11 protein-coding genes and 2 pseudogenes are annotated in these 11,865 nt (G+C 65.5%); 5 read left to right on the forward strand and 8 right to left on the reverse strand.

Features of this window, described 5'->3' with window-relative positions; genetic code table 11:
• Positions 1 to 425: pseudogene (locus tag WAN02_RS07915) on the forward strand (NAD(P)/FAD-dependent oxidoreductase); the annotation flags it as partial.
• Positions 383 to 1,723 (forward strand): FAD-binding oxidoreductase, encoded by a 1,341-nt coding sequence (locus WAN02_RS07920; protein WP_422263609.1) that lies wholly within the window; start codon positions 383 to 385, stop codon positions 1,721 to 1,723. The pseudogene WAN02_RS07915 and the gene WAN02_RS07920, both read left to right, overlap by 43 nt.
• A 22-nt stretch (positions 1,724 to 1,745) precedes the next feature.
• On the opposite strand, the gene WAN02_RS07925 is transcribed toward WAN02_RS07920, so the two are convergent.
• From WAN02_RS07925 to secY, 7 genes are all read right to left on the reverse strand, one after another.
• Positions 1,746 to 2,492, reverse strand: a complete 747-nt coding sequence (locus tag WAN02_RS07925; protein WP_422263610.1) for an anti-sigma factor family protein — start codon at positions 2,490 to 2,492, stop codon at positions 1,746 to 1,748.
• A 70-nt stretch (positions 2,493 to 2,562) separates the two neighbouring features.
• Positions 2,563 to 3,096, reverse strand: a complete 534-nt coding sequence (locus WAN02_RS07930) for a sigma-70 family RNA polymerase sigma factor (RefSeq protein ID WP_422263611.1) — start codon at positions 3,094 to 3,096, stop codon at positions 2,563 to 2,565.
• A gap of 78 nt (positions 3,097 to 3,174) precedes the next feature.
• A complete protein-coding gene (locus WAN02_RS07935) occupies positions 3,175 to 4,824 on the reverse strand; it encodes a carotenoid oxygenase family protein (RefSeq protein ID WP_422263612.1) in 1,650 nt (549 codons plus the stop codon).
• On the reverse strand, positions 4,821 to 5,345 hold the full coding sequence (locus WAN02_RS07940) for a sigma-70 family RNA polymerase sigma factor (protein WP_422263613.1): 525 nt from the start codon (positions 5,343 to 5,345) through the stop codon (positions 4,821 to 4,823). Before WAN02_RS07940 ends, WAN02_RS07935 begins: the two co-directional genes overlap by 4 nt.
• Positions 5,346 to 5,409: 64 nt before the next feature.
• Positions 5,410 to 6,210, reverse strand: a complete 801-nt coding sequence (gene map, locus WAN02_RS07945; RefSeq protein ID WP_422263614.1) for a type I methionyl aminopeptidase — start codon at positions 6,208 to 6,210, stop codon at positions 5,410 to 5,412.
• Positions 6,211 to 6,212: 2 nt separating this feature from the next.
• Entirely contained in the window at positions 6,213 to 6,758 is a 546-nt protein-coding gene (locus WAN02_RS07950) for an adenylate kinase (RefSeq protein ID WP_422263615.1), read from the reverse strand.
• Positions 6,755 to 8,080 (reverse strand): preprotein translocase subunit SecY, encoded by a 1,326-nt coding sequence (gene secY, locus WAN02_RS07955; protein ID WP_422263616.1) that lies wholly within the window; start codon positions 8,078 to 8,080, stop codon positions 6,755 to 6,757. The genes WAN02_RS07950 and secY overlap by 4 nt, the downstream gene beginning before the upstream one ends.
• 332 nt (positions 8,081 to 8,412) lie before the next feature.
• Here secY and WAN02_RS07960 point away from each other — a divergent pair, with 332 nt between their 5' ends.
• A complete protein-coding gene (locus tag WAN02_RS07960) occupies positions 8,413 to 9,324 on the forward strand; it encodes a class I SAM-dependent methyltransferase (RefSeq protein ID WP_422263617.1) in 912 nt (303 codons plus the stop codon).
• An 11-nt stretch (positions 9,325 to 9,335) separates the two neighbouring features.
• A complete protein-coding gene (locus WAN02_RS07965) occupies positions 9,336 to 10,256 on the forward strand; it encodes a class I SAM-dependent methyltransferase (protein WP_422263618.1) in 921 nt (306 codons plus the stop codon).
• Here the strand turns inward: WAN02_RS07965 and WAN02_RS07970 are convergent.
• A complete protein-coding gene (locus WAN02_RS07970; protein ID WP_422263619.1) occupies positions 10,248 to 11,570 on the reverse strand; it encodes a xylulokinase in 1,323 nt (440 codons plus the stop codon). The two genes, WAN02_RS07965 and WAN02_RS07970, sit on opposite strands and share 9 nt — an antisense overlap.
• 21 nt (positions 11,571 to 11,591) lie before the next feature.
• On the opposite strand from WAN02_RS07970, the pseudogene WAN02_RS07975 reads away from it, so the two are divergent.
• Positions 11,592 to 11,865 (forward strand): annotated as a pseudogene (locus tag WAN02_RS07975) (3-phosphoglycerate dehydrogenase); the annotation flags it as partial.

Consider the following 11,865-nt stretch of genomic DNA (forward strand, 5'->3'; position numbering starts at 1 on the left):
CCGTGGAACAGCGTGGCCGAATCCCCACGCTGGCCGACGAGCTGGTCAACGTTGTACGGGCGCGCCGGATCGACGTGGTGGCCGCGGTCGCGGCGCTCGAATCCAAGCGGGTGATCCTGGCCGACGGCACTGGTATCACGCCCGACGTGATCATTGCCGCGACGGGCTTCGACCCCGATCTGGACGGCCTGGTCGGCCATCTCGGCGTGCTCGACGAACACGGCAATCCGCCCGGCGGCTTCGCCTCGGACATGGGCGGCGGGATGTTCGCGATCGGCTACGGCATCCCACCCAGCGGCCCGTTGCGGGCGATCCGGCTGGCGGCCACGCCACTGGCCGATCAGATCGCGGACTACCTGACGGCCTCAGCAAAGGGGGATCAATGGCGTTACTCACCGCAAAGCGGTTCTTCCACCGCGGTGTAGACGGCTACGAGGCGGCCCGTCGCGAGACGGTGTGGAATAACCTTCTACCGCAGCGCTTTCCCGAGGTGATCGTGCAGGCGTGCGACACCGATGACGTCGTCGCTGCGATCCGCCATGCCAGGGCCCAGGGCTACCAGGTCGGCGTTCGTTCGGGCGGACACAGTTGGAACGCAAGCCATCTGCGCGATGGCGGGATGCTGCTCGACGTGAGCCGGCTCGGTCACTGCCGTGTCGACACCGACGCGATGATCGCTCACGTCGGGCCGGGCGTGGTCGCCAGCGCGTTTGCGACCGACCTGGATGCTCAGGGCATGTTCTTCCCGTCCGGCCATTGCGAGGGCATTCGCCTGGGTGGGTATCTGCTTCAAGGTGGATACGGCTGGAACAGCAAGGTCGTCGGGCCGGCGTGCGAGAGCGTGCTCGGGCTGGAGGTCGTCACCGCCGAAGGCGACACACTCTACTGCGACCCTGAGCATCACCCTGACCTGTACTGGGCCGCCCGTGGCAGCGGGCCCGGATTCTTCGGCGTGGTTACGTCATTCACGCTGCGACTGCACCGGCGTCCAGCCGTATTGGGCACGTGTCTGTATCTGTACCCGGTCGACGTTGCTGACGAGGTGTTCAGCTGGGGCCGCTCGATCAGCGGCGAGATCGACGATCGAGTCGAACTGCAAATCCTCACCTCGCGCAACGCGCCGGAAGTCGGACCCGACGAGCCGACGATCGCTATCGCCTCGCCGGTTTTCGCCGATTCAGACGACGAGGCCGCGAAGGCGCTAGCCATCCTTGGCACCTGCCCGGTGATCGAACGGGCAGCCGCTGCCCTTCCGTACATGCCGACGACGCTGGCCAACTGGTATTCGGCCGTGATGGCGAAATACCCTGCGGACCATCGGTATAGCGTCGACAACATGTTCACGTCGGCCCCCGCCGACGACCTTTTACCGGGAATCCGCAAGATCATCGAGACCTTGCCGCCGCACCCGTCGCACTTCGTCTTCGCGGGCTGGAAACCGTCCGCGGATCGCACCGAGATGGTCTACGGCGTGGAAGACGAGATTTACCTGGGGCTCTACACCGCCTGGCAGGATGCTGCCGACGACGCACGCTATGGCGACTGGGCCCCGTCCAATATGGCAGCGATGTCGCATCTGGCCACCGGCATCTCGCTGGCCGACGAGAATCTGGCGCGGCGTTCCGCGACGTTCATCACCGAACCGAACATGACACGGCTGGATCAGGTACGCGCCGCTTACGACCCGAGTGGCATGTTCCACAGCTGGATGGCAAGCGGTTAAATCTTCGGCGCTACAAGCTGTTTCACAGTGAGCGCTGCAGCAGTACCTGTCCGTTGTCGGCGGAAATGATCTGCACCGCCGCGATCTGGTCGACGGGCGTCGAGATGCTGCCGGCCGGGTTCGCCGTGTGGCCCGGGTCGGCGACCCAGGTGGCCAGCTGAGTATGGGAGCCGTCGCGACTCACCACGACCATCGCCAGCTTGTCGTGATGGGCAGTCACCGGGGCCAGGCAGACACAGTTGAGGTCGATGTAGGTACCCCAGTGCTGGCTGCTGATCGACACCGTCGAGGCCAGCGCATTGGTACCGATCTGGGCCATCGGCAGCGCGGACACGCTGGCCTGCGGCGGCACCGAGGACGTCGGGTGCTGCCAGGCGATGCTCACGAACAGACCGACCGCCAGCAGCACGGCCGCAGCGGCCCCTGACGTCCACGTCACCATGCGTACGCGGCGACGACGACGATGAACCTCGGACAGCAATGACGGCAGCAGATTCCGCGCCATGTCCGGCGCTGCGGCGGGGTCGTCGGCACCCATCGCGGCCACCGTGCCGCCGTCGAGCTTCGATAGCAGCGCCGGCATGCCACTGAGCTCGCTCACGGCCTGGTTGCACAGCGGGCAGACGCTCAGGTGCGCCTCGTATTCGCGCCGATCGGTGGGCGAGAGCGATCCGAGCACGTAGGCGGCGTCCCAGGTCGCATAGTCGTGGGTGTCGCCAGCGGGGACGTCGCTGTCACCGGGATGCCCGAAACCTCGGATCACCCTCATCGTGTCACCTCAATTGCCGCCATGAACAGGCATTCGTAGCCGTAGGCCCCCCGGATGGCCCGGAATATAATCATCGGGTCACCCCCATCTCCTGTAGAGAGAGTCGAAGTGCCCGCACCGCATAGTGTAGCCGCGATTTGACCGTCCCCTCGGCGATGTCAAGGTCAGCGGCGATCTGGGCGGTGGTCCATCCCCGGTAGTAAGACCGCTCGATCACGGCTCGATGGTCCGCTGACATCTGGGCCATCGCATCGGCGATCAGCATCTTGTCCAGCGTCGAGTCCACCTCGTCGGAGGTGGATCGCTCCGGTACACCCGAATCTTCCAGCGAAGCAACTACATTGCGGAATTTTGGACTGCGGCGTTCATCGATGATCATGTTGCGCGCAACGGTGAACAACCATGCGCGCGCCGAGCGCTCGGTGTCGCCGATCACCTCGGGATGTTGCCAGGCCCGCAGCAGCGTCTCCTGGACCACGTCCTCGGCGCGACTGGCGTCACTGGTCAACCGCAGCGCATAACGCCACAACGGTCCAGCGTGCTCGTCATAAAGCGCCTTCATCAACGCGGCTTCGCCGTTGTCGGCACTGGTGAATCGACTCACTCGATCTCACCTCCTGATACGTGATACGAGCTGCGCACCTTTCCAGTTCACCGTGGCAACTCAGCACCGTGATCTCGCTCAGTCGGGGATCCAGTTGCCGTGGAATCCGTGTGGCACACGGCGCGGCATCCGGATCCGGGCCACTGGCTCGCCCTCGAAGTCTGAAGCGTCGATGACCACCAGATCGCTGCTATCGGTCACCGAGTTATACACATACGTCAAATACCAACCGGCGAGTTCATCCGGCCGGCCGACCGCGGGCGCGAACACCGCCTCACCGGGCGCCCCGGCTCTGCCGGCGGCGTCGAATCGGTGCTCGACCGCGGTATCACGTTGCAGGTCGTACCGGACGAGCGCACCGCTGCCGACCGCCACCGAGTAGCGGGCAGACGTTCCGGAGAGCCGATCGTCGATCCGCGGGAACTCCACTCCGCGGTCATCGAGTTGCCTCTCTTCGACCAGCCCGGTGTCCAGGTTGATCGTCCAGCGCCACAACGCCGCGTCGGTCCCGAATTCACTGTTATGCCGCCACATTTCGTCATACCGAAGCACCTCCAGCGCGATGGCGTTTTCACCGGGCGCCGTCACGTCGTGGGCGTTGACGACGTGGAAGACGAAGCACGGATCGATGTCGAACCACCGCAACCGGCCATAGGGGTCGTCGCGGCGCAGCACACCGAGGCGGGCGCGATACTGGTCGTCCCAGCGGTACGGCAAATTCCTGTCGAAGGAACCAGTGAGCGCCGCCTGCAGGTTGAACAGCAGCGGCAAATCCAGGAAAACGACATGTTCGGCGGTCAGCGCGAAGTCATGCATCAAGGTCAGCGCCGGCACGTCGACGGGGCGACTGATCGTCAACCGCCCGTCGGCATCGGCGCGGTGATAGCTGACATGCGGTTCCAAAATGTTGCCGCAGCCGAAGAAATGCAATTCACCGGTGTTCGGGCAGATCTTGGGATGCGCGGTCATCGAGTCGGTCAGCATGCCGCCGAAGTCATAGGCGCCCAGCGTTTTCAAGTCATTGCTGATTTCGTAGGGCAGCGAGAATTCCATCAGCGCGAGCGTCTTGCCGGCATGGCGCACCACATGGGTGTTGGCGATGCTGGAGTGCAGGTTTCGGCTGCCGTCGTCGTGGTAGAGCGGGGCGGGATTATCGAAGCTCTCGGTACGCACCCAGCGGTTGCGATACCAGGCGGCGCGACCGTTTTCCAACCGGATTCCGTGGACCATGCCATCGCCGACACACCAATGGCCTTGGCCTGAACGCGGATTGGGACCGTTGCGCAGATACCAGCCGTTCAGCTCGGCGGGAATGTGACCATCGACCGGCAGGTCGAATGTGGTCAGCTCGTCGTGGACGGGGGCATAGTTGCCGGCGCGGAAGACCGGGAAAACCGTCTCCGCCGCCACCGCCGTCGACGCCACCATCGCCGGCTGAAGCTCAAGCTCCACCCGGTTCGCGGCCAACCGCTGGTCGGCCTTCGCCAGCAGCGAGGGCAGCAGATCGGGGCATGCCGGCACCGTGGCGGGCTCCTCGTCCAGCAGCGACAGCATCGGCGCGATGGCCTCGAACTCTGCCACGGCTTGCCGGCATGAACTGCAGCCGGCCATGTGCATCTCGAATTCGCGGCGGTCGGTATCCGACAGCGCATCCAGCACGTAGGCGGCGTCCCACATCGCGTATTCGTGGTCGCCCTGCGGCACGTTGCCGTTCCGCGATTCCGTCATTGCGTCACACCCATCTCCACCAGTGCCTGGCGAAGTCCTCGCAGCGCGTAATGCAGCCGCGACTTGACCGTGCCCTCGGCGATCCCCAGATCGGCGGCGATCTGGGCCGTCGTCCAGCCCTGGTAGTAGGAGCGGCCGACCACCGCCCGGTGTTCTGCGGACAGTTGTGCCATCGCGTCGCCGATCAATGCTCGGTTCAGCACGCCGCTCGACTCATCAAGACCTGCCGGTTCCGGCGGCCCCGTGCCGTCCGCCGGTATGACCTCATGGCGGAATCGGGCGCTGCGTCGGTCGTCGATGACCATGTTTCTGGCAACGGTGAACAGCCAGCCGCGCGGCGACTGCCCGTTGTTGAAAACATGCGGGTGTTGCCACGCCCGCAGCAAGGTCTCTTGCACCACGTCCTCGGCATGGGCATGATCACCGGTCAACCGCCACGCATAGCGCCACAAAGCGGCGGCGTGCTCGTCGCACAGCCGCTTCAGAGCGATCGCTTCCGCGCCGGGGCCCGGTATGCCCATCACCAGCCTCTCGGTGATGACACGATCTAGGTGTCCGTTCGGTTCACTCAGTCCGGCGACGAAGTTAACCGAGTGTCAATATGCGTGGCCCGTCCTCGGTCGCAGCGACGGTGTGCTCCCAGTGTGCGGCACGCGAGCCGTCTGCGGTAGTGACAGTCCACTCGTCGTCGAGCACCACGGTTTTGCGTGTTCCCAGGGTCAGCATCGGCTCGATCGCCAACACCGAGCCGACGGCAAGCATGGGCCCGCGGCCAGGAGATCCTTCATTGGGCAAAAACGGATCCATGTGCATCTGCCGGCCGATGCCGTGTCCGCCGTAGCCCTCGACGATCCCGAACTTGCGCCCGTAGCGGGCCTCGGCTGCGTGCGTGCCGGTTTCGATGGCGTGCGATACGTCGGTCAGCCGGTTGCCGGGAATCATCGCCGCGATCCCGGCCTCCATCGACTCCTTGGTCGCCTGCGACAGCAGTTCGTCGGCAGGGATGATCTGGCCGACACCGAACGTGATCGCGGCATCGCCGTGCCAGCCGTGCAGGATTGCCCCGCAGTCGATGGAGACCAGGTCACCGGCCGCGAGTGTCTCAGTGGCCGAAGGGATGCCGTGCACGACCCGGTCATTGACCGAGGAGCAGATCGAGGCCGGATAGCCGTGGTAGCCGAGGAACGACGGCGTCGCACCGGCGTCACGGATCACCGATTCGGCGATCTGGTCGAGTTCGTGCGTCGAAACCCCGGGAACTGCGGCATTGCGCACCGCACCCAGTGCGGCGGCGACCACGGCCCCGGCGGCGGCCATCGCGTCGAGTTCAGCGGGGCTGCGTTGTGGCACCACTTTCCGACTACGCAGGCCGGCCAGGCCGATCACCGTTACTTCCCGAGGGCCTTCAGCGCGCGGGCGAACACCTCGTCCACGGAACCGACGGCGTCCACGGTTCGTAGCTCGCTGCTGTAGTACTCGATCAGCGGCGCGGTCTCGTCGCGGTAGACGTTCATCCGGTTGTGGATCACGTCGTCGGTGTCGTCGGCGCGGCCGCGCGATCGGAGTCGCTCGAACAAGACGTCTTCGGGCACCCGAAGCTCCAGGACGGCATCAAGCGCGGTTCCGCGGCGCTCGAGCATGTCGTGCAGCGCTTTGGCCTGCTGGACCGAGCGCGGGTAACCGTCGAGGATGAAACCGCCGTTGGTGTCGGGTTTGCTCAGACGGTCGTCGACGAGTTCGTTGGTCAACTCAGACGGAACCAGATCGCCGGCGTCCAGGTAGCGCTTGGCTTCCAAACCCAGCTTGGTGCCGTTGCCGATGTTCTCCCGGAACAGGTCACCGGTGGACAGGTGCGGTACCTCGAGCTTCTCGGCCAACTGCACGGCCTGCGTACCCTTGCCCGCTCCAGGCGGGCCCAGCAACACAACTCTCACTTGAGGAACCCTTCGTAATTGCGTTGCATGAGCTGGCTCTCGATCTGTTTGACGGTATCCAAGCCGACACCAATCATGATCAAAACCGCAGTGCCGCCGAACGGCAAGTTTTGCACGGTCCCGGTGCTACCGATCTTCAGGAAGAGGTTGGGCAGCACCGCGATGACACCGAGGTAGATCGACCCCGGCAGGGTGATCCTGCTCAGCACGTAGCGCAGGTAGTCGGCGGTCGGTTTGCCCGGCCGAATACCGGGAATGAAGCCACCGAACTTCTTCATCTCGTCAGCACGCTCGTCGGGGTTGAACGTGATCGAGACGTAGAAATAGGTGAAGAAGATGATCAGCCCGAAGTAGATGCCGATGTAGACCGGGCTGGCTGGGTTCGACAAATAATTGCCGACGAACTTGTCCCACCACGTGTTGCCCCCGCCGCCGCTGCCGCTGCGGACCAACTGAGTGATCAGGTGCGGGATGTAGATCAGTGAGGACGCGAAAATCACCGGGATAACGCCGGCCTGGTTGACCTTCAACGGCAGATAGGTCGAGCTTCCGCCATACATCCGCCGGCCTACCATGCGCTTGGCGTACTGCACCGGGATGCGGCGCTGGCCCTGCTCGACGAACACCACGCCGACGACGATGATCAGCGCGGCCACCAGGACGGTGGTGAACACCACCCCACCACGGCTGTCCAGGATGCTCTTGCCTTCGCCCGGGATTCGGGCGGCGATACCCGCGAAGATCAGCATCGACATGCCGTTACCGATGCCGCGCTCGGTGACCAGCTCACCCATCCACATCACCAGCGCCGCGCCCGCGGTCATCACCAGCACGATGACGACCAGGGAGAAGATGCTCTGGTTGGCGATGATGTCCAGGCTGCAGCCCTGCAGCAGGCCTCCGTTGGCTGCCAGCGCCACGATGCTGGTGGCTTGCAGGATGGCCAGCGCGATGGCCAGATAGCGCGTGTACTGCGTCATCTTGGCCTGGCCGGACTGACCTTCTTTTCGCAGCTCCTCAAACCGCGGAATGACCACGGTGAGCAGCTGCACGATGATGCTCGCGGTGATGTAGGGCATCACGCCGACCGCGAACACGGTCAGCTGCAACAGCGCGCCACCGGAGAACAGGTTGATCAGCGAGTAGATCTGCGCCGAGTCCCCGCCGCTGATCTGCGCGATGCACTTCTGCACGTTGGGGTAGTTGACGCCGGGCGACGGGACCGTCGCACCCAAGCGATAGAGCACAACGATGCCCAAGGTGAACAGGATCTTCCGCCTCAGGTCGACTGTTCGCAGCGATGAGATGAAAGCCGAAAGCACTCTTCCTCCTGCGCAGCCGAGCTCTGGTCGCGGCGTGCCTACTTGCTGGTGTAGCCAGCATTGAAGTGTCTTGTATGGTCCTGCGTCGCGCGCCGAGCACATGCAGGCCAGGACGTGTTCAGGCGCGCGTCAGACAGTCTACGAGACTAACAGCGCACGCAGCGCCGTCCTGCAAACGGGTGGCCTGCGCGCAGAAACGAGGCCCAGGCCGTTGTCCGCGGCGCTCACCCGCTCGACAGCTCGCACACAGCAACAAGGCGTAAGGTTTCAGTGGCTCTTTACCTTGGCTAAATATCAAAGGACTACAGCTGAGTGCTGACGGAAGGGTGATTATGACGCGCAGTGATACCGACAGTTGGGATCTGGCCTCGAGCGTGGGCGCCACGGCCACGATGGTCGCGGCGGCCCGTGCGCTGGCCTCCGAGGACAACGACCCGATCATCAGTGATCCGTTCGCCGCCCCTCTGGTACGGGCGGTGGGCATTGATTTCTTCACCCGGGTGGTCGACGGGGAGATCGCGCCGGCCGACGCCGGGGAGAACGGCGTTACCGAACTGCAGACCGAAACCGACTCGATAGCGGTGCGCACCCGGTTTTTCGACGAGTTCTTCGTCGATGCCGCCGCGGCGGGCATTCATCAGGCCGTGATCCTGGCCGCCGGCCTGGACTCGAGGGCCTACCGGCTGAACTGGCCGGCCGGCAGCGTCGTCTACGAAGTCGATCAACCTCGGGTCGTGGTGTTCAAAACGGAGACCATGGCAGAGCTGGGCGCCGAACCGACGGCACAGCGCCGCACGGTCAGCATCGACCTGCGCGAGGATTGGCCGACAGCGTTGCGCGACAGCGGTTTCGACGACACCAAGCCGTCGGCCTGGAGCGCCGAGGGCCTGTTGATGTACCTGCCACCGGAAGCGCAAGACCGGCTGTTCGACCACATCACGGCGCTCAGCGCGCCGGGCAGTCAGATCGCCACCGAGTACCACCCGGACAGCGGTCCATCGATGGCCGAGCGCGGCCAGGCAATGAGCGACCGATGGGCCAACATCGGCTGCGACGTCGACTTGTCGGGATTGTTCTACGAGGGCGAGCGCAACAACGTCGCGGACTATCTCACCGACCGCGGTTGGGACGTGTCCTCCCGCACTCGTCGAGAGCTCTTCGGTGAATACGGTCGCGTCTTCCCCGGTGACGATGCACTGGCCGCATTCCGAAACATCGTCTCCGTCATCGCAACTCGCAGATAGGAGCTCTCCCGATGACCGCAAGCGAAACCGGACGTCACGACGGCGACAGCTGGGACCTGGCATCAAGCGTGGGCGCCACCGCCACCGCAGTGGCCGCCCGACGCGCGATGGCGTCCAAGGGCCCCAACCCCCTGATCGACGATCCCTTCGCCGAACCATTGGTCAACGCGGTCGGCGTCGAAGCCTTCATCAAGATGATGAACGGCGACATCGAGCTCACCGACGACGATCCGGCCTTCACCTCACAGCGGCTCGCCGAGGGGATGGCGGTTCGAACCCGGTTCTTCGACGACTTCTTCACCGACGCCGCCAAAGCCGGTGTGCGCCAGGCCGTCATCCTGGCCGCCGGGCTCGACACACGTGCCTACCGGCTGCCGTGGCCGTCGGGAACGGTGGTCTACGAGATCGACCAGCCGCAGGTCATCGAATTCAAGACGCGCACACTGGCCGATCTTGGGGCGGCTCCGACCGCCGACCGCAAAGCGGTGGCCGTCGACTTGCGCGACGATTGGGTGGGCGCCTTGAGCGACATCGGGTTCAGCACCGAGCGGCCGACTGCCTGGATCGCCGAAGGACTGTTGGGTTACTTGCCGCCGGACGCGCAGGATCGGTTGTTCGACAACATCACCACGCTCAGTTTCAGCGGCAGCAGAATCGGCACCGGCTATGTTCCCGACATCCGCGATCGAATCGACAAGCGTGGCAACGAGATCAGCGAACGCTGGCGCCGCCTCGGACTGAACGTGAACTGGGCCGATCTGGTGTACGACGGCGAACGCAACGACGCCGCGGAGTACCTGGCCGCCCGTGGCTGGCAGACGATCGTGCACACCACACCAGAGCTGTACGCCGCCAACGGTTTTGAATTCCCGGATGCTCCCTCGATGGTCGCGTTCGGGGACATCAGGTACGTCGCGGCGGAGCTACCGTAACGACGCCAGTTCGATGAACCGGCGGTAGCGTTCGGCTACCGGGCCGGCCCAGGCCGGGCTCGGTTCGACCACCCGCTCGACGGCAGCCCACCGGGCGGCGTCGGTGAGCGCCGACTCCGCACCCACCGCCATCCGGGCCAGAAACGCTGCGCCCAGCGCCGCGCCTTCGGCCACCCCGGACACCTGCACCGGTCGGCCGGTGGCGTCGGCGATGGCCTGCATCCAGGGCTGGACCCGGGTACCGCCACCGGCGGCCACGATCCGCGACACGTTCGCTCCGCTCAGCTCGATGATCTGGCGGACGACGAAGCCGGACGCCTCGAAGGCGGCCCGTCGCAGCGCCGCCGCGTCGTGGGTGAGGTCGAGGCCATCGAGCATTCCGCGGCGGTCCGGGTCATGGAAGGGTGTGCGTTCGCCGCGCAGATACGGCGACCACACCGGCACTCGCCGCGAGTCGGCCGCCGCGGGGTCGCCCGGTCCCAGGACGCGATCGACCCAGCCGAGAAACAGCCCGCCGGCATTGCTCGCTCCACCGATCTGGCTCTTGCCGGTCATGGTCGGGATGGTCCACAGGCCCGGCACCTGACGCGCCTGGGGGATGGTCACCCACACGATCAGCGTGGTGCCACACAGCACCAGCACGTCGCCGTCGTCATCGGCGCCGGACACCATCTGCTCGCACAGCGCGTCGATGGCTCCGATCGCCAGCACCGCGTCCCCCACCCGCCCGACCGCGGCGCCAGGAGCTTCGACCTGGGGCATCCGATCGACCGTCGCACCGCGGCGCGCACACTCCTCGGCGTTCCAACCGGTGCCGTCGAACAGCGGCAGCCCCGTGTAGGCGGTGGGAAAGTCGATGATCGCCTCGCCCGCCAGCGCGTAGTTGGCCACCGCCGGAGCCGGCCAGTAACCGGCCGCATCCGGCGCTTGGGCGGCCGTCCAGCGCAGGAATTCGCCGACCTCGCCCACCGGAGAAGGGCCGTCGGTATCAGCATCGGCAACCCGACCCCGGCCGTCGCCGTACAGCAGCCCCGGTGTGATCGGCCGGCCGCCGGCGTCGACGGCAGTCAGCGACGGAACCATCGCGGACACTGCGACCGCGAGCGCGTCCGGGCGCGCCAATTGGTTCAGTGCCGTCAGCGGGCCCTGCCGCCAGGCCTCGTCCGCGTTGTGCTCCAGCCGGTCCGGCGCAGGCACCCGCAACTCGTGCGGAATCCGTGCCCGCGCGATCACCCGGCCATCCTCATCGGCGGCGACCGCTTTGACGGCGGTGGTGCCGATGTCGATGCCGATTGTGACCTCTTTGCGTGACACGGGCGTCACCGTACGCCAGCATTGGCACTCGTGACCCGTGCTTTGGTGACGGCCCCGCTGCGTGGCGAAGGATTCGAAAAGCTGCGGAAGTTGGTCGATGTCGTCTACGACCCGTGGATCGACCAGACTCCGCTGCGCATCTATTCCGGCGAACAGCTCGCCGAGCGTATCTCGGCCGAAGGAGCCGATATCGTTGTGGTGGAGAGTGATTCGGTGAGCGGGCCGGTTCTCGACCTGGGCTTGCGGGCTATCGCCTCCACCCGCGGTGACCCCAACAACGTCGACGTCGCCGGCG

The organism is Mycobacterium sp. (assembly GCF_049281135.1).
GTDB lineage: Bacteria > Actinomycetota > Actinomycetes > Mycobacteriales > Mycobacteriaceae > Mycobacterium.

Bases quoted from the DNA above. Each gene is read 5' to 3' on its own strand.
- WAN02_RS07935 (WP_422263612.1), bottom strand. From the start codon at position 4,824: ATGACGGAATCGCGGAACGGCAACGTGCCGCAGGGCGACCACGAATAC.
- WAN02_RS07965 (WP_422263618.1), top strand. From the start codon at position 9,336: ATGACCGCAAGCGAAACCGGACGTCACGACGGCGACAGCTGGGACCTG.
- WAN02_RS07925 (WP_422263610.1), bottom strand. From the start codon at position 2,492: ATGAGGGTGATCCGAGGTTTCGGGCATCCCGGTGACAGCGACGTCCCC.
- WAN02_RS07920 (WP_422263609.1), top strand. From the start codon at position 383: ATGGCGTTACTCACCGCAAAGCGGTTCTTCCACCGCGGTGTAGACGGC.
- WAN02_RS07960 (WP_422263617.1), top strand. From the start codon at position 8,413: ATGACGCGCAGTGATACCGACAGTTGGGATCTGGCCTCGAGCGTGGGC.
- WAN02_RS07940 (WP_422263613.1), bottom strand. From the start codon at position 5,345: ATGGGCATACCGGGCCCCGGCGCGGAAGCGATCGCTCTGAAGCGGCTG.